Origin of the sequence: Thauera aminoaromatica (assembly GCF_000021765.1) — a bacterium.
GTDB lineage: Bacteria > Pseudomonadota > Gammaproteobacteria > Burkholderiales > Rhodocyclaceae > Thauera > Thauera aminoaromatica.
Window position 1 is genome coordinate 3890497 of record NC_011662.2, and the last position, 23732, is coordinate 3914228.

Here is a 23732-nt window from a genome sequence, read left to right on the forward strand (position 1 = left end):
GGGTTCCGGGGTTCCGGGGGCGCTCACTGCCCGCGCCCGGTGCGCTGCACGCGCAGGCGCGGATCGACGACGAAGTAGAGCAGGTCGACGATCAGGTTGATGACGACGAAGATCAGCGCGATCAGCACCAGGTAGGCCGCCATCACCGGGATGTCGACGAACTGCACCGCGGTGATGAAGAGCAGGCCCACGCCCGGCCACTGGAATACCGTCTCGGTGATGATGGCGAAGGCGATGATCGAGCCGATCTGCAGCCCGGTGATGGTGATCACCGGCAGCAGGGTGTTGCGCAGCGCGTGGCCGAAATGCACCGTGCGGTCGGTGAGCCCGCGCGCGCGGGCGAACTTGATGTAGTCGGTGCGCAGCACCTCGAGCATCTCGGCGCGCACGAGGCGCATGATCAGCGTGAGCTGGTACAGGCCGAGCGTGATCGCCGGCATCACCAGCGACTTCAGCCCCGAGGTGGTCAGCAGCCCGGTTGTCCACCATCCCAGGTCCACCACCTCGCCGCGGCCGAAGGCGGGCAGCAGCTTCAATTCGACCGCGAACACGTAGATCAGCAAAATGCCGATCAGGAAGGTGGGCAGCGACACCCCCACCAGCGACAGGCTCATGATCGCGTGGCTCAGCCAGCCGTCGCGGCGCAGCGCGGTATACACGCCGAGCGCGATCCCCAGCGCGAGCGCGCCGAAGCCCGAGATCAGCGCCAGCTCCAGCGTCGCCGGCAGGCGCTCGGCGATCACGTCGGCCACCGGCCGCGCCATGCGGTAGGACACGCCGAACTCGCCCTGCGCCGCATTCACGACGAAGCGCAGGAACTGCACCGGCACCGGGTCGTCGAGGCCGAGCGACTCGCGCAGCGCCGCGCGCTCGGCCATGGTCGCCTCCTGACCGACCATGTTGTTCACCGGGTCGCCGATGAAGCGGAACAGCCCGAAGGAGACCAGCGCCACCGTCAGCATGACGAGGACGGACTGCAGCAGGCGGCGCAGGATGAAGGCGGGCATTCGGGGGAGCGGGAGTGAGGAGTTGGATGCGGGGTGCGAGGGAGGGGATGGGAGCGTGATCGCGGGCGGGGGAGCGGGGGATCGCGACTGGCGTCGCGCCTACAGGGCGGTCGTCGCGTCCGGTGAGCTTTCTGTAGGAGCGACGCAAGTCGCGATCCCGCGGGTCATCACTTCCTGTACTTCAACAGCTTGAAGTAGGGATAGTTCTCCGACTGCACCGGGAAGTCGATGTCGTCCTTCATCGCCCAGTTCAGCATCTGATGGTGGATCGGCAGGTAGACGACGTCGTCCTGCACCGTCTTCCACACTTCGGCGACCATGCCGGCGCGCTTGCCGAGGTCGATCTCGCGGTTCATCGCCTTGGTCAGCTCGTCCACCTTCGCGCTGGAATAGCCGGTCACGTTCCACGAGCCGCCCTTGTCGGTCCTGGTCTCGTAGAGGTAATGGAAGACGTAGTGCGAGTCCATGGTCGGCACACCCCAGCCGAGCATGTAGAGGTCGAGCTCGCCCTTGGGCAGCTCGGCGAAGTGGATGCTCTTGGGCCGTGCGTCCAGCCGCGCCTTGACGCCGATCTGGCCGAACATGCCGGTCACCGCCTGGCAGATGGCCTCGTCGTTCACATAGCGGTCGTTGGGGCAGGACAGCGTCACCGCGAAGCCGTTCGGGTAGCCGGCCTCGGCGAGCAGCGCCTTGGCGCGCGCGACGTCGGGCGCCGGCACGACGTCCATCGCCTTGTCGTAGCCGTCGATGAAGGGCGGCGCGACGATGCCGGCGGGCACCGACTGGCCGCGCATCACCACGCGCTTCACCGCGTCGCGGTTGATCGCGATGTTCATCGCCGCGCGCACGCGCTTGTCCGCGAAGGGGTTCCTGCCTTTCACGTCCGCGCTGCGCAGCTCCGCCGCGCCCTGGTTCATGCCGAGGAAGATCGTGCGGTTCTCCGGCCCGGAGCGCACCACGATACCCTTGGCCGCGGACAGGCGCTCGAGGTCCTGCACCGGCGGGTCGAGGAGGAAATCGACCTCGCCCGAGAGCAGCGCCGCGACCCGGGTGGCGGCCGAGCGCACCGGGGTGAACACCACCTTGGCCACCTCCATGGGATAGGTCCCCTTGCCCCAGTAGTCCTCGTTGCGTTCGAGTTCGGTGCGCACGTCGGGCTCGCGCTTCACGAGCCGGAAGGGACCGGTGCCGTTGGCATTGCGCACCGCGAAGGTCTCGTCGCCGGCCTTGTAGTTCTGCGGCAGCATGACCTTGTTCGCCTCGGACCACTCGCGGTCCATGATGAAGAGGTTGGTCAGGTTGTTGGGCAGCAGCGGGTTGGGGCCGTCGGTGCGCATGCGCACGGTGTGCTCGTCGACCTTCACCACCTCGACCACGCTGGTGAGCAGGCCCTTCATGTCCGAGTTCTCGTGCTTGGCACGCTGGATGGAGAACACCACGTCGTCGGCCGTGAAGGGGTTGCCGTTGTGGTACTTCACGCCCTCGCGCAGCTTGAACTCCCACACGTTGGGGTCCTCGGTGATCTTCCACGCGGTCGCCAGCCGCGGCGCCAGCTTCATGGCCTGGTCGCGGAACACCAGCGAGTCGTAGACCTGGTGGTTCATGACGTGGGTCGGGCCCTCGTTCTGAGAATGCGGGTCCATGGTCAGCGCGTCCCCGGCCGCCGCCCAGCGCACGGTCTGTGCAGCCGCGGGGGCGGCCGCCACGCTGGCGAGCGTCGCGAGGGCGAAAGGCAGGGCGAGGGCAAGTCGGGTCTTGTTCATTTTTCGATCTCCGTCGGGTGCTGCCGGGATTGAGGAACGGGTGGGCCGGGGGACTGCCGGGCCGGCTCGGCACCGAGCATGCCGGTCGATTGTTGCACCGGCCGGGCCGGCCGGCAAAGCACGCAGCGTCAGGATCAGGGTTCTCCCCGATCCGGCCGTTGCGACGAGCGGTGTGCATGGGTGGCCACCGCCCCGCCGCGAACGGGCGCTGCGGCTCAGCCCAGCCAGCGCCCGATCGTACCCATGGCGATGGTGAGGAAGCCGAGCGTCAGGTTCGTCCCCACCAGCTGCCGGATGCGCCCGAGCGCCGCACCGCCCGCCTTCCACTCCTCGGCCGCGACCGCCTTGCTCAGGGCTGCGTAGGGCACGGAATAGACGAACACATAGATCGCGATCATCACCAGGCCCATCAGCAACATGAGGTGCTGGTGCGGCGGCGCCGCCGCGAAGCCGATGCGCAGCAGCAACGCCAACCCGCTCGCCAGCACCGCAGCCACCGCAACCCACACCCAGGTGAAGAAGCGCGCCAGCACCCCGCGCCACAGCCGCAAGCGCGGCGGTGGCTCGAGCTGGCTGGCGGCCTCGGGACGCAGGCAGACGTAGGCGAAGAACATCCCGCCCACCCAGACGACGACGCCGGCGACGTGCACGAAAAGCAGCAGCGGATGGAAGTCCATGGGGATTCTCCTTCGTGGGATCGGGAACCCGATTGTGCCGCAAAAGCCGGCCCGCACCGGCGGATCCCGGCTTGCCCCGGCTTCATCCGGCGGATGGAAGATGGACGAGGTCGGCCGGGACGTCGATGTCTTGCAGCGCGGGCAACACCTGATACGACCACGCCAGCGCATCGAGGCGCACCCGGGTCGCCGCCGCGACCGTCGATGTACTCCAGGCGATGCCCTCGAACAGGCTCGGGTCGAAGCGGCGCAGGCCGAGAAGCACGTAGCCGCCGTCGAAGCTCGGCACGATCACCGCCTCGACCTCGTCGAGCGCCTCGGCCGCGGTGCGCAGGCAGGCTGCGTCGAGCGCCGGGCAGTCGGTGCCGATCAGCAGCACGCGCTCGCCGCCGGCAAGCACCCGCCGCGCCGCGCCCGCCATGCGTGCGCCGAGATCGCCCTCGCCCTGCGCGGACCAGCGCAGGCCTGCCGGGACCACGACGCCCTGCCAGGCCGGATCGCCCGGGGCGGGGCTGGCGCACAGCTCGACCACGCCGAGCGCTGGATCGGCGGTATCGGCAGCCCCGGCGGCCTCGAAAGCCACCGCCAGCGTGCACGCCAGCATGCGGGCAGCCAGCGCCGCGGCTCCTTCCGCACCGAGCGCCGGGATCAGGCGCGTCTTCACCCGCCCCGGCTGCGGCGCCTTGGCGATCACCACGATACGGGTCGTGCTCACCGGTAGGCCTCGGCGAGGCGCTCGGCCGGCACGCCGCGCCAGTAGGCCCAGCGCAGGCGCCACATCAGTACGATGGTGCGCCACACCCCGCGCTGCTCCCAGCGTCGCCCCGAGGTCCGCACCCGCGCCCGCAGGCAGGCCGGGCGCGACACGCGCAGCAGCCGGCGCGAGAGCTCGATGTCCTCCATCAGCGGCTGGTCCGGGAAACCGCCCACCGCCTCGAACACCTCCCGGCGCACGAAGATGGCCTGGTCGCCGGTGGCGATCCCGCTCGAGCGCGAGCGCAGGTTCATCAACGCTGCCACCACGCGCAGCATGCGCGGGCGCCCGTCGATGCGCACGTCGAAACGGCCCCAGGCACGGCCGGCCTGCACGGCCCGCAGCGTCGCGTCCGCATCTTCCGGCAGGCGCGTGTCCGCATGCAGGAACAACAGGATGTCTCCGCCGCACGCCGCCGCACCCGCGTTCATCTGCCTGGCGCGGCCACGCTCGGCGACCATCACGCGGAAGCCGGCTGCGCGCGCGATCGCCACCGAGTCGTCGCGGCTGCCGCCGTCCACCAGCACGATCTCGCAGCCGCGGTCGCGCCAAGCGGCGAGATGGGTGAGCAGTTCGGGCAGCGTGGCCGCCTCGTCCACCATCGGCACGACGATGGAGAGCGAAACCGGGCGCCCCTCCATGTCCGACACCGCCGCACTCACGCCTTCAGCGCCCCGCCGCAGCTCGAACCGCTGCCCGCGGTGCAGCCGAAGCAGTGATCGGCGACGCGGATCGGTGCGCCGGCGAGATCTCCCGCGAGCAGGTCGCGCAGATGCAGTCGTCCCGGGCGCGCCGCCGCGTCGCTGTCGTCGTGCCCCTGCGCGGACGTGAGCGCCCCTTCCGCCCCCAGCGGCAGTCCGAGCTGCTGGTTGAAGTCGCAGTCGTACAGCCGCCCCTGCCAGTCCACGCTGACCAAGGTGCGGCACATCACCCCGCCGAGATTCTCGTCGCGGTGGCTGGCCCGCAGCAGCGCCATGTAGGCGTTGAACTGCCCCTTTGAGATCAGCATCGAGCCGAAGCGCTGGATCGGCATGTTGGCGAGCGCGAACAACTGGTTGAAGACGATGCCGAACTGCGCCGCGAGCTCGCGCCGGTAGTCGGCCTCGAGCCGGGCCTGGTCGGGCGGCAGCACCGGCCCCTGCGGGTTGTACACCAGGTTCAGCACCCGGCCGCTGCCGGCCTGGCCATAGCCGAGCGCATTCAGGCGCAGCAGGCCGGCGATGCTGCGCTCGAACACGCCCTTGCCGCGCTGGCGGTCGACGTTGTCCGCGGCGTAGCAGGGCAGCGAGGCCACCACCTCGACGCCGTGCTCGGCGAGGAATTCGGCGAGATCCTCCTGCCCCGGCTCGGACAGGATGGTGAGGTTGCAGCGGTCGATCACGCGCACCCCGAGCGCCCGCGCCTCCCGCACCAGCGCACGGAAGCCCGGATGCAGCTCGGGCGCGCCGCCGGTGAGGTCGAGCGTTCCGATCGCGCGCGCGGCGAGCACGCGCGGGATCAGCGCCAGCGTGTCGGCGTCCATCATCTCGGTCCGGCCGGGGCCGGCGTTGACGTGGCAATGCACGCAGCTCTGGTTGCAGCGATAGCCGAGGTTCACCTGCAGCGTGGTGATCGCCTCGCGGCGCAGCGGCGGAAAGCGGTGCGATTCGAGCAGCGGGAGGGTGGCATGCATGCGGAGTGTCTCCATCGGGAAAGTCGATTCTTTCGGCACCTGCGGAATCCGCGGCAGCCGGCACGGTCTTTTGTCGTACCTGCCTCGGAAAAGCTTACGCTCGGGAAGTTCGAACCGTTCCCCTCGTCCGTCCCCCCCTCACCCCCCCATCCGCGCCTCCTTGTCCGCCCGAAACCATGAAGCGACTCCTCCTCGTCGGCGGCGGCCACGCCCAGCTCGCGGTCCTCCAGGCCCTCGCCCGACGGCGTCCGCACGGGGTGGAGGCGGTGCTGCTGACGCCCTCGCCCTGGCAATGGTACTCGGGGATGCTGCCCGGCTGGATGGCCGGCCATTACCGCGCCGAGGACTGTCGCATCGACCTGCGCGCGCTCGCCGACGCAGCCGGTGTGCGGCTCTGCCTCGCCTCCGCGATCGCGCTCGACGCAGAACGTCGCATGCTGCTGGACGACACCGGCACCACGCACGACTTCGACCTGCTCGCGCTCGACGTCGGCAGCCTCGTCGACACGCGCGCGCTCGACGCCCTGCCGACGGACGCCTTGCTGGCGGTGAAGCCGTTGGAAGCCTTCATCGCCGCCTGGCCGCAGCGGCTGGCCATGGCGCGCGCCGGGCAACTGCGCCGGCTCGCCGTGGTGGGCGGCGGCGCGGCGGGGGTGGAGCTCGTGCTCGCCGCCGCGGAGGCCTTTCGCCGCGCCGGCTGCGCGGTGGCGCTCGCGCTCGTCGCGCCACCCGGCGGGCTGCTCGCCGGCCATGCCGAAGGTGCGCGGTGGCGCGTGCTGCGCCGTCTGACCGCGGCCGGCATCGCGCTCCACCCGGCTCGTGCACGGGGCACGCCTGCGGGGCTCGAGCTTGTGGACGCCGGGTGCGACGCGCCGACAACGCTGCCCGCGGACTGCGTGATCGCCGCCACCGGCGCACACGCCCCGCCCTGGACGCAAAGCAGCGGCCTGGCCTGCGACGCCGCGGGCTGGGTCATGGTCGACGCCGGCCATCGCAGCGTCTCGCATCCTTTCATCCACGCCGCCGGCGACGTGTGCACCCGCGCGGACCCCGGCTTCGCGCGCTCGGGCGTGCACGCGGTCCATGCCGGCCCGGTGCTCGCCGCCAACCTGCTCGCCGCACTGGCGGGCGGCCCGGCGAGCGCGCCGGTGCGCAGCTACCGGCCGCGCCCGCGTTCGCTCTACCTGATCGCAAGCGGTCCGCGCCACGCCATCGCCTCGTGGGGACGCTGGTCCGCCGAGGGGCGCTGGGTGTGGCGCTGGAAGGACCGCATCGACCGAGGATTCATTGCACGTCACCGGCGCGCAGCTATCGTGCCGGTGTAAGAATCCGCGGAGCACATGCGACAAAGCCCGAAGCTCCCTTCTCACTCCCTTATTCCCCGGGGCCCCACCATGCACGAACTCGTCCAGGACTACTACGGCCGCACCCTGCAATCCTCCGCCGACCTCAGGACCTCGGCCTGCTGCGATGCCAGCGCCCCGCCGCCGGCGCTCAGGCCGGTGCTCGGGCGCATCCACCCCGAAGTGCTCGCGCGCTACTACGGCTGCGGCCTGGTGAGCCCGCCCCTGCTCGAAGGCTGCCGGGTGCTCGACCTCGGCTGCGGTTCGGGGCGCGACGTGTATGCGCTCGCCCAGCTCGTTGGCGAGCGTGGCGAGGTCGTCGGCGTGGACATGACCGCGGAGCAGCTCGCCGTCGCGCGCCGCCACGAGGACTACCACCGCGAGGCCTTCGGCTTCGCGCGCAGCAACGTGCGCTTCCTCGAGGGCTATATCGAGCGCCTGGGCGAGCTCGGCCTGGAGGACGCCAGCTTCGACGTGATCGTGTCGAACTGCGTGATCAACCTGTGCCCGGACAAGGCCGCGGTGCTGCGCGAGGTCTTCCGCCTGCTTCGCCGGGGTGGCGAGTTCTACTTCTCGGACGTGTATGCCGACCGCCGCGTGCCCGCCGCCGTGCGCGACGATCCGGTGCTGTACGGCGAATGCCTGGGCGGCGCGCTGTACTGGAACGACTTCCTCGCGCTCGCCCGCGCCGCAGGCTTCGCCGACCCGCGCCTCGTGGAGGACCGGCCGCTCGCGGCGACCGACCCCGCGCTGGCCGCGAAGCTGGGCGACGTCCGCTTCTTCTCGGCGACCTGGCGGCTGTTCCGGATAGACGGACTGGAGAGCGCCTGCGAGGACTTCGGCCAGGCGGTGGTGTATCGCGGCACGCTGCCCGAGCAAGCCACGCGCTTCGTGCTCGACAAGCGGCACGGCTTCGACGCCGGCCGGGTCGTACCGGTGAGCGGCAACACCTGGCGCATGCTGCATGACAGCCGGCTGCGGCCGCACTTCGACTTCATCGGCAGCTTCGAGCGCCATTACGGCCGCTTCACCGCAGAGGGCCCGGCGATGCCCTTCGACACGGCGGCGCGCGGCACCGTCACGGACAACCCGGCGCCGACGACAATGCCGGCGCCGGTCCCCGCGACCCTCGGCAGCGCGGCGCGCAAATCCTGCTGCTGATCGGGCCACGACGGCTCCGCACGGCTCACCCGCTCCCGGGACGAAGATGAAGAAACCCCTTCTGCTGCTGCTCGTGCTCGCGCTCGTCGCCGGCTTCTTCGCCAGCGGGCTGCACCGCCAGCTCGACCTCGACACCCTCAAGGCCGGCATGGCCGGGTTCGCTGCCTGGCGCGAGGCCTCGCCGGTCCTGGTCGCCGCCCTCTATTTCGCCGCCTACGTGGCGGTGACCGCGCTATCGCTGCCCGGCGCGGCGGTGATGACCCTGGCCGGCGGGGCACTGTTCGGGCTGGGCTGGGGGCTGCTGATCGTGTCCTTCGCGTCGACCATCGGCGCCACGCTCGCCTTCCTGGTCTCGCGCCACCTGCTGCGCGACAGCGTGCACGCGCGCTTCGGCGCGCGCCTGCGCGCGATCGACGAGGGCATCGCGCGCGACGGCGCGTTCTACCTGTTCTCGCTGCGCCTGGTGCCGGCCTTCCCCTTCTTCCTGATCAACCTGCTGATGGGGCTCACCCCGATCCGCACGCGCACCTTCTACTGGGTGAGCCAGCTCGGCATGCTGCCCGGCACGCTGGTGTATGTGAACGCGGGCACCGAGCTCGGCGCGGTGGACAGCCTGGCCGGCGTGCTGTCTCCGGGCCTCGTCGCCTCCTTCGTGCTGCTCGGCCTCTTCCCGCTGCTCGCACGCTGGATGGTCGAGCTCGTGCAGGCGCGCCGGGTGTATGCGGGGTGGACGCGGCCGAAGCGCTTCGAGCGCAACCTGGTGGTGATCGGCGCCGGCGCCGCCGGGCTGGTGACGTCCTACATCGCGGCGGCGGTGAAGGCGAAGGTGACCCTGGTCGAGGCCGGACGCATGGGCGGCGACTGCCTCAACACCGGCTGCGTGCCGAGCAAGGCGCTGATCCGCAGCGCCAGGCTGGCCCACCAGATCCGCCACGCCGACCGCTACGGCCTGGAGCCCGGCGAGCCGGAGATCGACTTCCGCAGGCTGATGGCGCGCGTGCGCGCGGTAATCCGCAAGATCGAGCCGCACGACAGCGTGGAGCGCTACAGCGCGCTCGGCGTCGAGGTGCTGCAGGGGCGCGCGCGCATCGTCGACCCATGGACGGTGGAGGTGGCGCTGAACGAGGGCGGCACGCGCCGGCTCAGCACCCGCAGCATCGTGATCGCCACCGGCGCCCGCCCGACCGTGCCCGACCTGCCCGGGCTGGAGGCGGTGGGCTACCTCACCAGCGACACGGTATGGGACGCCTTCGCCGCGCTCGACGCGCCGCCGCGCCGGCTGCTGGTGCTCGGCGGCGGGCCGATCGGCTGCGAGCTGGCGCAGGCGTGCGCGCGCCTCGGCTCGCAGGTGGTGCTGGTGGGGCGCGCGCCGCAGCTCCTGCCGCGCGAGGACGCCGATGTCGGCGCCTTCGCCCGCGCCGCGCTGGAGGCGGACGGTGTGGAGGTGCTGACCGGAGTCGCGGCATTGCGCTGCGAGCAGGAAACGGCAGCGGGCGGCACAGACAAATTCCTTGTCGTCGCCGACCCCGCCAGCGGCGGCGAGCGCCGCATCGCCTTCGACACCCTGCTGTGCGCGGTCGGCCGCAGCGCCCGCCTGGAGGGCTTCGGCCTGGAGGCGCTCGGCATCCCGACCGGCGCGACGGTGGCGACCGACGACTTCCTGCAGACGCGCTACCCCAACATCCTCGCCGCCGGCGACGTCGCCGGCCCCCTGCAATTCACCCACGTCGCCGCGCACCAGGCCTGGCACGCGGCGGTCAATGCGCTCTTCGGCCACCTGCGCCGTTTCCGCGTCGACTACCGCTGCGTGCCCCACACCACCTTCACCGACCCCGAGGTCGCCCGCGTCGGGCTCAACGAGACCGAGGCGCACGCACGCGGCATCGCGTTCGAGTTCACCCGCTACGATCTGGCCGAGCTCGACCGCGCAATCACCGATGGCGCCGACCGCGGCTTCGTCAAGGTGCTGACCGTGCCCGGCAAGGACCGCATCCTCGGCGCCACCATCGTCGGCGAGCACGCCGGCGAGTTGCTCGCCGAGTTCGTGCTGGCGATGAAGCACGGTCTGGGCCTGAACAAGCTCCTCGGCACGATCCACGCCTACCCGACCTTCGCCGAGGCCAACAAGTCGGTCGCCGGCGAATGGAAGCGCGCGCACGCGCCGCAGCGCGTGCTGCGCTGGCTGGAACGCCACCACGCCTGGCGGCGGGGCTGACGCGCCGCGCGCATCAGGCGCGCTGGTAGCGCGTCCGGCTCGACAGCACCAGGCCGACAAGGGAGGCGAGCCCGGTGATCACCCAGGTCCATTGCCAGCCGCCGACAGCGCCCGCCACCCAGGCCACCAGCGGCGGGCCGAGGAACTGGCCGGCCGAGGAGCACTGCTGCATCCAGCCCACGGTGGTCGACACCGTGTCGTCGTCGGGCGCCACATGCACCGCGAGCGCGAACAGGGTCGCCGGGATAAGCCCGCCGATCGCCGAGAACAGCACCACGGCCAGGTAACGCGCGACCGGCAACTCTGCCGCGAGCGGCGAGAAGGCGACGAAGGTGGTCGCCGCCATGGCGAGGAAGCCGGCGTACAGCAGGTGGCGCGCGCACACGCCGCGATGCAGCAGGCGGCCGGCGGCGACGTTGCCGGTGACGTTCGCGAGGCAGGCGAAGGCGGTCAGCAGCCCGGCCACCTGGCCCGACAGTCCGGCCTGGGCGTAGATCGACGGCAGGAAGCCGATCACCGCCAGCCACTGGCTGGAGTACATGGAGAAGGTGATCGCCACCCGCCACGGCCCCGCGCTGCCGAGCGTGGCGCGCAGGCGTGCGCCCCAGCGCGCACGTGCCGCGACCGCCGCCCCGACGGGGGTGCCCGCCGCGGCACGGCGCGCGTGGTCGGATGGCACGCGCACCGCCAGCCACGCCGCCACCGCAGCCGAGGCCATCGCCAGCAGCCCCCACAGCCCCTGCCAGCCCATCACCCCCATCAGCGCCGGCCCACCAGCCAGCACCAGCGAGGTTCCCGTGGCCATGTAGGTGCCCCACAGGCCCAGGTGCAGCGCCAGCCGGCTGGGGGGCACGAGCTGGCGGATCAGACTGGGCACCGGCAGCACCACGAGCAGGAAGCCCAGCCCCTCGATCGCGCGCAAGACCAGCAGCTCGCCGGGCTGGGTCGCCCACGCGCCGGCGAGGCTGGCGGAGGCGAGCACGCCCTGGCCGAGCAGCACGCTGCGGCGCAGGCCGAAGCCGTCTGCGGCCAGGCCGATGAAGACGCCGCCGAGCATGCCCGCCATCTGCACCATGGAGAGCAGGAAGCCGGCCTCGACCAGGCTCACGCCGAGCGCATCGCGCAGCACCGGGATCGCCGGCGGGATCTTGCCGATGTGCAGCGCGGCGACCATGCCGGCGATGATGACGACGAAGGCGGGCGGGACGCCCGCAGCCGCGGACGGCGCGTGCCCGCCCATGTTCCGGGAAGCTTCTGTGCGGCTCATGGTCTCCTCTCAGCCTCTCGATGGGCGACGAGAGCATAGCCGCGATCGCGCCGGCGTGCGCGCGGGCGAGCCCGCCGCGTTCGCGGCTTGGTGGTCCGCCCCCCGCCGTGTACATTTGCGCCCACCCCGCTTCCGCGCCCGCGCGCCCCGCCCGCCATGACCACCCCGCACCCCGAAATCCGCCCCGGCCAGTCGGTCGAGCTGCTCAAGCAGCTCCACATCCTGACCCGCGACGGCAAGCTCAACCAGGACAGCCGGCGCAAGCTCAAGCAGGTCTACCACCTCTACCAGTTCATCGAACCGCTGCTCGCCGAGGCCCTGGCCGAGCGCCCCGACATCGAGCTGGTCGACCACGGCGCCGGCAAGTCCTACCTGGGCTTCATCCTCTACGACCTGTTCTTCAAGGCGCACGCCCCCGGCGGCCGCATCCACGGCATCGAGACGCGCGACGAGCTGGTGACGAGCTCGCGCCGGCTCGCCGACAAGCTCGGCTTCTCGTCCGGGATGCGCTTCCAGAACCTCAGCGTGGCGGACTCGATCACCTCGGACCGCCTGCCCGGACGCATCGACGTCGTCACCGCGCTGCACGCCTGCAACACCGCCACCGACGACGCCATCCGCTTCGCGCTGAAGAAGGATGCCCGCGCGATCGTGCTGGTGCCGTGCTGCCAGGCCGAGGTCGCCGCGGTGCTGCGCCGGAACAAGCAACAGGCGCTGCGCGGCCCGATCGCCGAGCTGTGGCGCCACCCCATCCACACCCGCGAGTTCGGCAGCCACGTCACCAACGTGCTGCGCTGCCTGCAGCTCGAGGCCCACGGCTACGAGGTCACGGTCACCGAGCTCGTGGGCTGGGAGCACTCGATGAAGAACGAGCTGATCATCGCCCGCCGCCAGCCCGAGCGCCCGCGCCGGCGCGCGGCCGAACGCCTCGCCGCGCTGCTCGGGATGCTCGGGCTGGAAGAACTTTCCGCGCGTTTCTTCACGAGCTGACCTGTCCGCGCCGACACCGCCGATCCATGCCTTTGTGCTGCGATCGAACTGCTAGAATCGGGGAGTCCGCCACGCAAGGTGGACAGGAGACAGGGCGCCGCGCCCGGACGGAACCGGAAAGTCGAGGAGGACGGATGCGGGCGCATCCGGAACGGACATGGCCGAAATCGAATCACCGCTGGCATTCCTGCTGACCACGCCGTACGCGAGCCGCTATCCGCGCAAGCTCGTCGAGGGCTTTCCCCATGTCGCCCGCCGCATCGCGGAGCTCTGGGACGACAAGGACAAGCTGGGCGAATACTTCACCGAGCTCATGGTCTCGAAACGGCCGAACCGGCGCGGTTTCCCGCCCGAGGTGGGCGCAGAGATCGTTTATCTGAGCATGGCCTACGACCTCCACGGCCCGGTGCGTCCCACCCCGCAAGCGGCCCCCGAGCCCACGACGGCCGCGCGCGACGACGCCTGGGACTACGAGCGCGCGGTCGCCGAGCTCGAGCGCCTCGACATTCCGATCACGATGGCGCAGTTCGTGCGCGCGCTGGAGGCTGGCGACCAGCACCTGTGCTCGCTCTTCCTGCATGCCGGCTTCGACATCGACGGCCGCGACGCGCGCCAGTGGACGCCGCTGATGATCGCCTGCTTCCATGGCCGCGAGGCGCTCGCCCTCGAGCTGATCCGGCTCGGCGCCAGCGTGGATGCGACGGACGCCGACGGCTACACGCCGCTGCACTGGGCCTCGGTGAACGGCTACCAGAAGGTCGGCGAGGTGCTCGTGCGCCGCCAGGCCGAGGTCAATGCCACGAGCAACGCCGGCATCACGCCGCTGCTGCAGGCCGCGGCGCGCGGCCACCTGGGCGTCGTGCGCCTGCTGCTCGACCGCAAGGCCAAGGTCAATCTCGTCGCCGCGGACGGCTCCACGGCACTGCTCAAGGCGGTCGCCAACGGACACTGGGAGATCGTCAACACGCTGCTCGACGCCGGCGCCTCCACGCAGGCGACGATGAAGAACGGCACCACCCTGGTCGACATCGCCGCACGTTCGAAGGACGAGCGCATCCGCGAACGCATCGCCATCGCCGCGCGCATGGAGGCGCGCGGCGATGCGCCGATCCAGCGCGACGAGCCGCCACCGCTCACCGGCACGATCTACTGACGGCGGGGCGCGAACGCCGCCTTGCCGGGACCGTCCGTGCGATCCGTCCGCCCGCTCGCGACTCGCGTCGCGCCGGGGCGCTGCGGATACCGTGCCGGTTGATCGTGGGAGCGACGCGAGTCGCGATCGCTGCGGTGGATGAACGGCGGCGACGGCGCGGAGGCGGGATACAATCACGCTCCGCTGGACCGCCTCATTGCCGATGACGAAACATTCCACCCCGCCCGCGCCACCGGCCCTGCTCCCTTCGCTGCGGACGGATGCGGGCGGCCCATGGCGGTGATGCCCTCCGCAGCGCTGGCGGTGCTGGTGGTGGCGCTGACCTCGCTCGGGCCGCTCTCCACCGACTTCTACCTGCCCGCCCTGCCCGCGATCGCGCGTGCCCTGCACACCGACAGCGCCGGCGTGCAGCTCACCCTGTCGGTCTACCTGCTCGGCTTCGGCGCCGGGCAGTTGCTCGTCGGCCCACTCTCGGATCGCTGCGGACGGCGGCCGGTGATGCTGTGGGGCATGCTGGTGTTCCTGCTCTCCACGCTGGTGTGCGTGTTCGCGGAATCGCTCGCCGTGCTGGTGGGCGCGCGCCTGGTGCAGGCCCTCGGCGCCTGCGCAGGGCCGGTGCTCGGCCGTGCCGTGGTGCGCGACCTCTACGGCCCCGCCGAATCGGCGCGCGTACTCTCGCACGTGTCCACCGCCACCGCGCTCGCACCGCTGCTCGCGCCGCTGTTCGGCGGCTGGCTCACCGCCGCCTGGGGCTGGCGCGCGACCTTCGTCGCGCTCGCGATCTACGCCATGGTCCTGATGCTCGCCGTGGCCGCGCTGCTGAAGGAGACCAACCGCCACCCCGATGCCCATGCGATGCGCCCGGCCCGGATGCTGGCCAACTACCGTACGCTGCTCGCCGACCCCGCCTACCGCGGCGCGCTGCTGATCGGCTGCGGCGCCTTCGCCGCGCTGTTCGCCTTCATCTCCGGCTCGCCCTTCGTGTTCATCGAGCACTTCGGCATGTCGCCGCAGCAGATGGGCCTGGCCTTCGGGCTCAACGTCACCGGCTTCATGATCGGCTCGACGCTGTCGGCGCGGCACTCGCGCCGCCTCGGCCCGGCGCGCCTGATCCGCTACGGCGTGTGGATCGGCGCGGCGTGCGGCGTGCTGCTCGCCGCGCTCGCCTTCGCCAGCCCGCAGCACCCGGCGGCGGTGATGCTGCCGATGTGGGGCGTCACCGCGGCGATCGGGCTGATCCTGCCCAACGCCACCGCGCTCGGACTCGCCGGCTATCCCAAGATGGCCGGTGCCGCGGCCTCGCTGATGGGTTTCGTGCAGATGGGCCTGGGCGCCGGGGCGGGCATGCTGGTCGGGCACGGCGTGCAGCACGGCACCGCGGCGCTCGGTCTCACCGTCGCGGCCGGCATGCTGTTCGCCCTCGCCGCATGGAGCCGCTCACCCGCGCGCTGAACGCGGGCGGCGTTCACAAGAACGCACGGCCGGCCTCCACCAGCCCGGCGATGTCCGCCGCGAGTTCGTCCAGGCGCGCCGCCACGTCGGGCTCGTCCTGCGCGATTGCCTTCTCCAGCGCTGCGGCCGCCTGCATGATCGCGAGCGCGCAGATGAAGCCGGCGTTGCTGCGCAGCGTGTGCATGCGGCGCGCCGCCGATTCGCGCTCGCCGCGTGCGAGATCGGCGCGGGTCGCCGCCACCACCCCGGCGTTGTCCTCGATGAAGAGCCCGAGCAGGCCGATGAACATGTCGCGATCCTTGCCGAGGCGCTGCATCGCACGCTCGCGGTCGATGCCGGGCAGCGCGGGGAAATCGTCGCCAGCCGCGGCAGGCGGCGCTGCTGCGCTCTGCGCCGGCGACGCGGGCGGGGGCACGGGCGCGGCGGCCGGCATGGGTGCGGCAGCGACCGCGTGCGCAGGCCGATCACCCGCGCCGGCCGCGGGCGTCGCTTCGGCCAGGCCCGCAGCCGACTGCGGCATTACCCAGCGCATCAGCAGCTGCGTCATCTGCTCCAGGTCCATCGGCTTGGGCAGCACGTCGTCGGCGCCGGCGGCGCGCGCGGCGGCCTGCTGATCCTCGCCCACGCCGGCGGTGAAGGCGATCACGGGCAGCGCGGCGAGGCCGAGCTCGTCGCGGATGCGGCGGGTGGCGGAGAGGCCGTCGAGCACCGGCATCTGCACGTCCATCAGCACCGCGTCGAAGGCCTGCGGCCGGCCACGCAGCAACTCGATGGCCTGCTGGCCGTCGGCGGCGAGGGTGGCGCACGCGCCCTCCAGCGCCAGCGCGCCTTGCACCAGATCGCGGTTCATCGCGCTGTCGTCCACCACCAGCACCTGCATGCCGGCCAGCCGCGGCCCGGCCGCGCGATCGCCTTCCGGCGCCGCGACCACTCCGACGCTCGCCGGCTCGCCGCCGGCAACCCGCTCCAGCGGCAGCTCGAACCAGAAGGTGCTGCCCAGCCCGGGCTGGCTATGCACACCGATCGCGCCCCCCATCAGCTCGACCAGGCGCTTGCAGATCGACAGGCCCAGCCCGGTGCCGCCGAAGCGCCGCGCGATGCCGGCATCGGCCTGGGTGAAGGGGGCGAACAGGCGCGCCTGCGCCTCGGGCGCGATGCCGATGCCGGTGTCGCGCACCTCCGCACGCAGGCGCAGTCGCACATCCCCCACCTCGTCGGCGCGCACGCGCAGGGAAACCTCGCCACGCTCGGTGAACTTGATCGCGTTGCTGACCAGGTTGATGAGGATCTGCTCGATGCGCAGCCCATCGCCGCGCAGCTGCCCGGGCGGCAGCGCCGGCGGCTCGATGCGCAGCGCCAGCCCCTTCGCACGCGCGGCCTGGCCCATCAGGCTGTCGAGATTGGCGAGCAGCGCGCGCAGGTCGAAGGGCCGCGGCTCGATGCGCAGCTGGCCGGCCTCGATCTTGGAGAGGTCGAGCACGTCGTCGAGGATCGCCAGCAGCGAAGCGCCGGCGCCGCGGATGCGCCCGACCATGTCGCGCTGCGCAGGCGCGAGCGGCTCGCGCTCGAGGACCTGGGCGAGGCCGAGCACCGCGTTCATCGGCGTGCGGATCTCGTGGCTCATGTGGGCGAGGAACTCGCTCTTGGCGGCGTTGGCCGCGGCAGCCGCGGCCGAGGCCTCGCGCAGGCGCTCCTCCATCTCGATGCGCGCGGAGATGTCCTCGACGATGCCGAGGTAGCGCGGTGCGTCCTCCGAGGCCACCTGCACCGGCGCGAAGGCCAGGCTCACCCACACCGGCGTGCCGTCCGGGCGCAGGTAGCGCTTGTTGAGGCGGTAGCCGGCGATGCGCCCGGCGTCGAGGCGGCCGAGCTGGCGCAGGCTCTCGGCGACGTCATCCGGATGAGTGAGCGCGATCGGGTCGACGCCGACCAGCTCGCCGACGCTGCGGCCGACGATCGCGGCGAAGCGCGGGTTGGCCTCGGTGATCCGCCGTGTGCGCGGGTCGAGCAGCACCACGCCCAGCGGCGCCTGCTCGAAGATCACCCGAAAGCGCGCCTCGGCGATCTGGCGGGCCTGCAGGGTGGCGCGCTCGCGCTGCTCGCGGTCGCGCCGCCACACCAGGTAGCCGCCCGAGTACACCAGCATGAGGCCGAGCGCCATCACCACGCCCATGCCCCAGGTCAGCGTGCGGATGCCCGAGTAGGCCTCGCGCTCGTCGATCTCGGCGAGCATCAGCCAGGGCGTGCCCTCGACCGCGGCGGCGTAGGCCAGTACCGGCACGCCGCGGTAGTCGCGCCCGCCGGAGAGGATGCCGCGCTCGCCGAGCGCCGCGCGCGCGGCCGGCAGATCGGGAGTGGCGAGCGGGCGCTCGAGCGCGAGCGCCGCATCGGCCTGATGGCGCAGCGGGGTCAGGAAGCGCACGCCCTCGCCCTCGCGCCGCACCAGGTAAGTCTCGGCGCTGCGCGTGGGCACCGGCCAGGCCTCGACCATCGGATACAGCGCGGTCTCGGCCTCCCAGGTCAGGTAGGCCACACCGCGCGACGGCGCGCCCACCGGCGCGAGCACGCCGTAATGCGTGCGCCCCCGGGCGTCCTGGTGCAGGTCGACGAGCTCGACGCGCGGCTGCCGCAGCACGTCGGCGATCAGTTCGGCATGGGCCGAGAGGTCGGGGCTGCCGACCGCGAGCGTAGGCGCGCCGTCGGCGTCGAGCAGGGCGACGCCCTGCCAGCCGCGCAGGCGGGCGAGCTCCTCGACGAGCGCCCGCATGCGCGCGAACGCCGCATCGTCGCGGCGGCCGCCGTCCAGCCAGGCCTCGAACAAGGCCTCGAGCTGCGAATGGCCGGTGAAGACCATCCGCACATCCACGCGCGCCTCGGCGAGCCAGCCTTCGATGTGCTGGCGCTTCTGCTCGGCGATGACCGCCAGCGTGCGCTGGGTCTCGCGGCGGATCTCCTCGCTCAGCGAGCGGTAGCCGAAGGCACCCACGCCGCCCACCAGCACGGTGAGGGCGATGAGCGGAAAGGCGAGGCGCAGGCCGGCATGGCGGCCGCGGGTGGCGGCATCGGCGGCGGGAGCGTGGTTCATGGCGTGGAGGCGTGCGATCGCGGCCGGGCCGGTGCACGCAGACAGAAGAATGTCCGCATTGTTGCGCTGCGGCAAGCGCGCTGCAACCCGCTTCGAGGCGTCTAGCCGCCGCCGGGCAGAAAGAGCGCCGGGTCGACCATGCTGCGGTTGAGCATCACCGACCAGTGCAGGTGCGGGCCGGTGACGCGCCCGGTGGCGCCCACCGCGCCGATGCGTGCGCCGGCCTTCACCGTGTCGCCCGCCTTCACCGCGATCGAGGACAGGTGGCAATACATGGTGAGCAGGCCGCGGCCATGGTCGAGCCATACCGTGTTGCCGTTGAAGAAGTAGTCGCCGGTGTCGATCACCCGGCCCGCCGCGGCGGCCACCACCGGGGTGCCCGTGGGCGCGGCGATGTCCATGCCGCCATGCGGCTTGCGCGGCTGGTCGTTGAACACCCGGCGCAGCCCGAAGGAGCCCGAGCGCCGCCCCGGTACCGGCTGCAGCATGCGCAGGCTGCCGGGATCGAGCGTGCTCCAGGTGGCGACGATCTCGGCCGAGCGCAGGCGCTCGCGCTCGTGGCGGGCGAGGTCGGCGGGCGACAGGTCGACCTTGCCCGGCGCCACCTTCAGGCGCTGCTCGGCGTAGCGCACCGGCCCCACCGCGACCGGCACCCGGCGCGGCGGCTCGCCTTCCGCGCGCACCTCCAGGTCCACGCTGCCCGGCTCGGCTTCGAGCGCAATGCCCACCACCGCGGTCCACCCGCCCGGGCGCCCGGCGACCAGCACCGGCACGCCGTCCAGGCTGGCCTGGGGCGCGACCAGTGCGGGTCCGAGTTCGACCAGGGCGACCCCGCCCGCCACCGCGCGCTCGCGCGGCAGTTCCAACGCCGCGACCGGCAGGGCAACGCAGGCCGCCGCAGCGGCCAGAACGCGGGCAAGGCGAACGCGGGCAAGGCGTATACGCCACCCGCACGAAGGGAACGAGCGCATCATCGGATTCCTGGATTCGGGGGGCCGTGCCGGCGCGGTGCCACGCCTGCAGCATGAAGCTGCGGACGGTATCGCGACGACGACCGATGCCGCGATGATAGCGGCGAAAAGCGCGGAGATCGCCGATGCGCACGCTAGAATCGCGCCCTCGCTTTTTCCGCCCGCGATCCGGGCTTCATGACGAAACGCCGCCACCCGCGGCTGGAGACCAAACATGGAAGCATTCGCCAACCAGGTCGTCGACCTGCTCAACGGCCTGCTCTGGGGCAAGATCCTGATCTGGCTGCTGGTCGGCACCGGCATCTATTTCACCCTGCGCCTGGGCTTCATCCAGTTGCGCCACTTCGGCCACACCTTCACGGTGCTGCGCGGCAGCCGCCGGTCCGACGCCTCCGGCATCTCGTCCTTCCAGGCCCTGTGCACCTCGCTCGCTGCGCGCGTGGGCACCGGCAACATCGCCGGCGTGGCGGTGGCGATCACGCTCGGCGGCCCGGGCGCGATCTTCTGGATGTGGGTGATCGCGCTCGTGGGCATGGCCACCGGCTTCGCCGAGGCCACGCTCGCGCAGCTCTTCAAGCAGCGCGACGACAAGGGGCAGTTCCGCGGCGGCCCCGCCTACTACATGGAGAAAGGTCTCGGCCAGCGCTGGGCGGGCACGATGTTCTCGATCTTCCTGATCATCGCCTTCGGCTTCGCCTTCAACTCGGTGCAGTCGAACACGATCGCCGGCGCGATGGTCGGCGCCTTCGAGCTCGACATGGGCAGCTTCACGCTGGGCGGCAACGAGGTCGCCGTCGCGGCGCTGGTGGTCGGCGTGGCGGTCACCGTGCTCACCGCGGTGATCATCTTCGGCGGCCTGCGCTCGATCGCGCGCTTCTCCGAGCTCGCCGTGCCCTTCATGGCGGTCGGTTACCTGGTGGTGGCGGTCGGCATTCTCCTCGTCAACCTCGGCGAGGTGCCGGGCGTGCTGGCGATGATCGTCAAGAGCGCCTTCGGCTTCCACGAAGCCGCCGCCGGCGGCATCGGCGCGGCCATCCTCAACGGCTTCAAGCGCGGCCTGTTCTCCAACGAGGCCGGCATGGGCTCGGCGCCCAACGCCGCCGCCGCGGCCACGCCCTACCCGCCGCACCCGGCCTCGCAGGGCTACGTGCAGATGGCCGGCGTGTTCATCGACACGATCCTGATCTGCACCGCGTCCGCCGCCATCATCCTGCTCGCCGGTCCGGTCGAAGGCACCGGCGTCGGCCTGGTGCAGAACGCCCTGACCAGCGAAGTGGGCGGCTGGGGCAAGTACTTCCTCGCCGTCGTGGTGCTGTTCTTCGCCTTCACCTCGATCGTCGCCAACTACTTCTACGCCGAGAACTGCCTGGTGTTCATCGAGCACAACCACCCCGCGGGCCTGCTGATCTTCCGCCTGATCGTGCTGGCCATGGTGATGTTCGGCGCGATCGGCTCGCTGCCCTTCGTGTGGAACTTCGCCGACGTGGCGATGGGCCTGATGGCGATCACCAACCTCGTCGCCATCCTGTTGCTCTCGGGCCTGGTGGTGAAGCTGGCGAAGGACTACAACGCCCAGCGCGCCGCCGGCAAGCTGCCCACCTTCGACGCCCGCGCGTACCCCGAGATCCGCAGCAAGCTCACGCCGGGCATCTGGGACTGAGCCGGGCCACGCCCCGAGCGGCGCCACCCCGGCCGGATGCCAGGCGCGTCCCGGAGCGGGCGCGCCGCGCAGCCGCCGATCCGATGCACAGCCTCCTCGAGTTCCCCAGCCCCTTCCCCGCCGAGCCCGGCGTGGTGCGCCTGCTCGAGCCGCCCGGGAGCGACGCCGCCGCGCTCGCCGCCCGCCTCGTCGCAGGCGACTACGGCAAGCCCTTCGTGCTCGAGAATGGCGGCCTGCGCGCACTGCACTTCAGCCTCGGCTACGTGCAGAGCGTGATGGACATCGCCAATCCCAGCGCGCTCGTGCTCGCCTATGCACGCGCGATGATGGCCTTCCTGCTGTTCAATCCGCGCCCACGCCGGATCGGCATGATCGGCCTCGGCGGGGGCTCGCTGGCCAACTTCTGCCACCGCCATCTGGCGGCGGCCTAGCTGACCGTGGTGGAGATCGACGCCGACGTGATCGCCCTGCGCCGACACTTCGGCGTGCCCGCCGACGACGCGCGCTTTCGCGTCCTCCACGCCGACGGCGTGCGCTGGCTGGGCGAGACGCAGACGCGCAGCGACGTGCTGCTGATCGACGCCTTCGGCGCCGAGGGCGTCGCCCACACCCTGCTCGACACCGATTTCCACGCCAACGCCTTCCGTCACCTGGGCGGGCACGGTGTGCTGGCCATGAACCTCGCCGGCGCACGCGAATCCTTCGCCCCCCACGTCGCCCGCCTGCTCGAGATCTTCGACGAACGCGTGATCGCGATACCGGTGCGCGAGGACGGCAACCACATCCTGTTCGCCTTCCGCGATCCCGCCTTCACGCCGCGCTGGAACTGGATGCGCAGCCAAGCCCACGCCCTGCAGGCGCGCACCGGACTGGACTTTCCCAATCTCGCCCGCGCGCTCGAAGCCGGCGAACGTCAGGGCCATGCCTGGCGGCTCGCACGCTGAGCGGGCGGCTGCCGTCGGCTCGACGCCGACTCAGCGCCGGTTGTTGAACGGGTAGCCGTACAGGCGCAGCAGCTGGCGGAAGGCCTCCATGCTGACCGCGGGGTCGTAGCTGGCGAACAGCTTTTGCTGGCGCTCGTGCAGCGCCGCGGGCTGTGCCGACAGCAGCATCTCGCGCTCGTCGAGAATGTCGTCGCGCATCCGCGGACTCACGAACAGGAAGGGGATCGGCCGGTACAGGCCGTCGTCGGACGAAAGGTGATAACGGGGGTGGGCGATCTGGATGTTCTCGGCGAGATGACTCTTCATGGCTCCGTCGTACGGTCGAAATCGATGTCCGTCCCGCACCACGCGGGCTCGGAAAGCTGTCGACGCGGGCGACAGGCCGGCGCGTCCGTCTGAACGACCATGGAAGCGGAAAAAAGATCCCGCCGCACACGCTGCGTGCGCGGCGGCAGCGGCGTGGATCCGCTCAATGCGAGCCGGCGAAGGGGTAGCGATAGAGCTCGAGCAGCTCGGTGAAGCTGCGCGCCCCCGCCACCGGGTCGTAGCGATCGAAGAGCTTCTGCTGGCGTGCGCGCAGGGCCGGGGGCAGGGAAGCGACGAGCAGCGAGCGCTCGTTCAGGATGTCGTCGCGCATCCGCTCGGTCACGAACAGGAAGGCGATCGGTGCATAGAGTCCGTCGCGGGTGGGCAGGTGAAAACGCGGGCTGGCGATGCGGATGTCTTCGGCGAGATGACTTTTCATGGTTCCAGGCTCGCAGGCAGTGGGTCTCCGTCCTTCCTGGAATCATCCCTCATACGCCCCGCAACGCGTAGCATGAAAGCGCGGTGTGGCCGCAATCCATCACGCTCGCACGCAAAAGGCGAGCGCGGATTTCCGTCAGCAGCGCGCTAACGCGCCGGCTTCGGCGCGACCGCCGCCGCCCCGCAGCCCGCACCGAGCCAGCGCGCATCCGTCTCGAGATCGAGGTCGCCGCGCACCGAGGCGAGCTTCACGCGGGTCGTGAAATGCTCCGGGCCTTCGACGCGCGCGTGGAAATCGCCCTCGGCGTCCGGATCGGTGCAGCGCAGGCTGCCGCGGATGGTGTTGCCGCTACGCTCGACCCGCGTCAGCGTGCAGTTGCCCTCGACCTTGCCGGCGAAGACGTTGTCCTGGCGCGCCTGCGCGGGTGTGATGCAGCTGCGCACGCTGCCGTCCGCGCCCAGGCTCACCCCGCGCTGCTGCATCTGCTGCTCCAGCATGCGCCGGGTGTCGGCCGGCAGGCCCTTGATGTGTTGCTGCAGCATGCCCATCTGCGCCGCCATGTCGGGCAGGCCGGCCAAGCTCAGGCGGGTGGAGCGGAACTCCCACAGGCCGGGGCGGAGGTCGTCCAGCGCGTGCGCGGCCGGCACGGCGCAGGTCAGGACAAGAGCGAGCGCGGCAGCGCGGATCGGGGTCATCGGGGCGGTCCTCGTGGTTCGGCGTGCGGGCGCGGAAGCGCGCCCGACATCGACGCCTGCATTATCGCAGGCCGGGGGCGGGCGACGACGCCTCGCAGCCCCCCGGATCGTGAGCGGATTTTGCGGCGGCACGAAGGAGCGCGGTGCGGCGGACAGCGGCGGAGGAGCCCGGCGTGGC

Annotated in this window: 21 protein-coding genes; 9 read left to right on the forward strand and 12 right to left on the reverse strand. The window is 71.6% G+C overall.

The window, feature by feature from the left end; genetic code table 11:
* Window positions 1-23: 23 nt before the first annotated feature.
* The 6 genes from TMZ1T_RS17170 to arsS all read right to left on the reverse strand — a co-directional run bounded on the left by TMZ1T_RS17170 (window position 24) and on the right by arsS (window position 5873).
* On the reverse strand, window positions 24-1007 hold the full coding sequence (locus TMZ1T_RS17170) for an ABC transporter permease (RefSeq protein WP_004323227.1): 984 nt from the start codon (window positions 1005-1007) through the stop codon (window positions 24-26).
* 167 nt (window positions 1008-1174) lie between these two features.
* Window positions 1175-2770 (reverse strand): ABC transporter substrate-binding protein, encoded by a 1596-nt coding sequence (locus TMZ1T_RS17175; protein ID WP_004323225.1) that lies wholly within the window; start codon window positions 2768-2770, stop codon window positions 1175-1177.
* Window positions 2771-2985: 215 nt separating this feature from the next.
* On the reverse strand, window positions 2986-3447 hold the full coding sequence (locus TMZ1T_RS17180) for a CopD family protein (protein WP_004323223.1): 462 nt from the start codon (window positions 3445-3447) through the stop codon (window positions 2986-2988).
* Between the two features lie 82 nt (window positions 3448-3529).
* Window positions 3530-4162, reverse strand: coding sequence for a TIGR04282 family arsenosugar biosynthesis glycosyltransferase (locus TMZ1T_RS17185; RefSeq protein ID WP_012586010.1), 633 nt, complete (start codon window positions 4160-4162; stop codon window positions 3530-3532).
* Window positions 4159-4863: a TIGR04283 family arsenosugar biosynthesis glycosyltransferase gene (locus TMZ1T_RS17190; RefSeq protein WP_245537197.1), complete on the reverse strand. Its 705-nt coding sequence runs from the start codon at window positions 4861-4863 to the stop codon at window positions 4159-4161. Before TMZ1T_RS17190 ends, TMZ1T_RS17185 begins: the two co-directional genes overlap by 4 nt.
* Window positions 4860-5873: an arsenosugar biosynthesis radical SAM (seleno)protein ArsS gene (arsS, locus tag TMZ1T_RS17195; RefSeq protein WP_004327695.1), complete on the reverse strand. Its 1014-nt coding sequence runs from the start codon at window positions 5871-5873 to the stop codon at window positions 4860-4862. Before arsS ends, TMZ1T_RS17190 begins: the two co-directional genes overlap by 4 nt.
* Before the next feature lie 176 nt (window positions 5874-6049).
* On the opposite strand from arsS, the gene TMZ1T_RS17200 reads away from it, so the two are divergent.
* The 3 genes from TMZ1T_RS17200 to TMZ1T_RS17210 all read left to right on the forward strand — a co-directional run bounded on the left by TMZ1T_RS17200 (window position 6050) and on the right by TMZ1T_RS17210 (window position 10592).
* Window positions 6050-7198, forward strand: coding sequence for an FAD-dependent oxidoreductase (locus TMZ1T_RS17200; protein ID WP_012586011.1), 1149 nt, complete (start codon window positions 6050-6052; stop codon window positions 7196-7198).
* A gap of 69 nt (window positions 7199-7267) precedes the next feature.
* Window positions 7268-8377: a methyltransferase domain-containing protein gene (locus TMZ1T_RS17205; RefSeq protein ID WP_012586012.1), complete on the forward strand. Its 1110-nt coding sequence runs from the start codon at window positions 7268-7270 to the stop codon at window positions 8375-8377.
* 46 nt (window positions 8378-8423) lie between these two features.
* Window positions 8424-10592 (forward strand): FAD-dependent oxidoreductase, encoded by a 2169-nt coding sequence (locus TMZ1T_RS17210; RefSeq protein ID WP_012586013.1) that lies wholly within the window; start codon window positions 8424-8426, stop codon window positions 10590-10592.
* Window positions 10593-10605: 13 nt separating this feature from the next.
* Here the strand turns inward: TMZ1T_RS17210 and TMZ1T_RS17215 are convergent, their stop codons facing one another.
* Window positions 10606-11859 (reverse strand): MFS transporter, encoded by a 1254-nt coding sequence (locus TMZ1T_RS17215; protein ID WP_012586014.1) that lies wholly within the window; start codon window positions 11857-11859, stop codon window positions 10606-10608.
* Between the two features lie 156 nt (window positions 11860-12015).
* Here TMZ1T_RS17215 and TMZ1T_RS17220 point away from each other — a divergent pair, with 156 nt between their 5' ends.
* From TMZ1T_RS17220 to TMZ1T_RS17230, 3 genes are all read left to right on the forward strand, one after another.
* Entirely contained in the window at window positions 12016-12849 is an 834-nt protein-coding gene (locus TMZ1T_RS17220) for a class I SAM-dependent methyltransferase (protein ID WP_012586015.1), read from the forward strand.
* Between the two features lie 157 nt (window positions 12850-13006).
* Entirely contained in the window at window positions 13007-14002 is a 996-nt protein-coding gene (locus tag TMZ1T_RS17225) for an ankyrin repeat domain-containing protein (RefSeq protein WP_004326275.1), read from the forward strand.
* A gap of 273 nt (window positions 14003-14275) precedes the next feature.
* On the forward strand, window positions 14276-15454 hold the full coding sequence (locus tag TMZ1T_RS17230; RefSeq protein ID WP_004326277.1) for a multidrug effflux MFS transporter: 1179 nt from the start codon (window positions 14276-14278) through the stop codon (window positions 15452-15454).
* A gap of 13 nt (window positions 15455-15467) precedes the next feature.
* On the opposite strand, the gene TMZ1T_RS17235 is transcribed toward TMZ1T_RS17230, so the two are convergent.
* Together TMZ1T_RS17235 and TMZ1T_RS17240 are read right to left on the reverse strand one after the other, a co-directional pair.
* A complete protein-coding gene (locus TMZ1T_RS17235) occupies window positions 15468-18539 on the reverse strand; it encodes an ATP-binding protein (protein WP_012586016.1) in 3072 nt (1023 codons plus the stop codon).
* Window positions 18540-18640: 101 nt separating this feature from the next.
* Window positions 18641-19405 carry a peptidoglycan DD-metalloendopeptidase family protein gene (locus tag TMZ1T_RS17240; protein WP_261789038.1) on the reverse strand — a complete coding sequence of 255 codons (765 nt, stop codon included), beginning with the start codon at window positions 19403-19405 and terminating at the stop codon, window positions 18641-18643.
* Between the two features lie 319 nt (window positions 19406-19724).
* Between TMZ1T_RS17240 and TMZ1T_RS17245 the strand changes: the two genes are divergently transcribed.
* From TMZ1T_RS17245 to TMZ1T_RS21640, 3 genes are all read left to right on the forward strand, one after another.
* A complete protein-coding gene (locus tag TMZ1T_RS17245) occupies window positions 19725-21170 on the forward strand; it encodes an alanine/glycine:cation symporter family protein (protein WP_012586018.1) in 1446 nt (481 codons plus the stop codon).
* Window positions 21171-21253: 83 nt separating this feature from the next.
* Window positions 21254-21601: a class I SAM-dependent methyltransferase gene (locus tag TMZ1T_RS21635; protein ID WP_261789040.1), complete on the forward strand. Its 348-nt coding sequence runs from the start codon at window positions 21254-21256 to the stop codon at window positions 21599-21601.
* Window positions 21602-21607: 6 nt separating this feature from the next.
* Window positions 21608-22114: a spermine/spermidine synthase domain-containing protein gene (locus tag TMZ1T_RS21640; protein ID WP_261789041.1), complete on the forward strand. Its 507-nt coding sequence runs from the start codon at window positions 21608-21610 to the stop codon at window positions 22112-22114.
* Window positions 22115-22144: 30 nt separating this feature from the next.
* Here the strand turns inward: TMZ1T_RS21640 and TMZ1T_RS17255 are convergent, their stop codons facing one another.
* From TMZ1T_RS17255 to TMZ1T_RS17265, 3 genes are all read right to left on the reverse strand, one after another.
* Complete coding sequence (locus tag TMZ1T_RS17255) at window positions 22145-22420, reverse strand: hypothetical protein (RefSeq protein ID WP_004311276.1); 276 nt, start codon at window positions 22418-22420, stop codon at window positions 22145-22147.
* Window positions 22421-22583: 163 nt separating this feature from the next.
* A complete protein-coding gene (locus tag TMZ1T_RS17260) occupies window positions 22584-22859 on the reverse strand; it encodes a hypothetical protein (RefSeq protein WP_004311278.1) in 276 nt (91 codons plus the stop codon).
* Between the two features lie 146 nt (window positions 22860-23005).
* Window positions 23006-23554 (reverse strand): DUF3617 domain-containing protein, encoded by a 549-nt coding sequence (locus TMZ1T_RS17265; protein ID WP_004311279.1) that lies wholly within the window; start codon window positions 23552-23554, stop codon window positions 23006-23008.
* Between the last annotated feature and the right edge of the window lie 178 nt (window positions 23555-23732).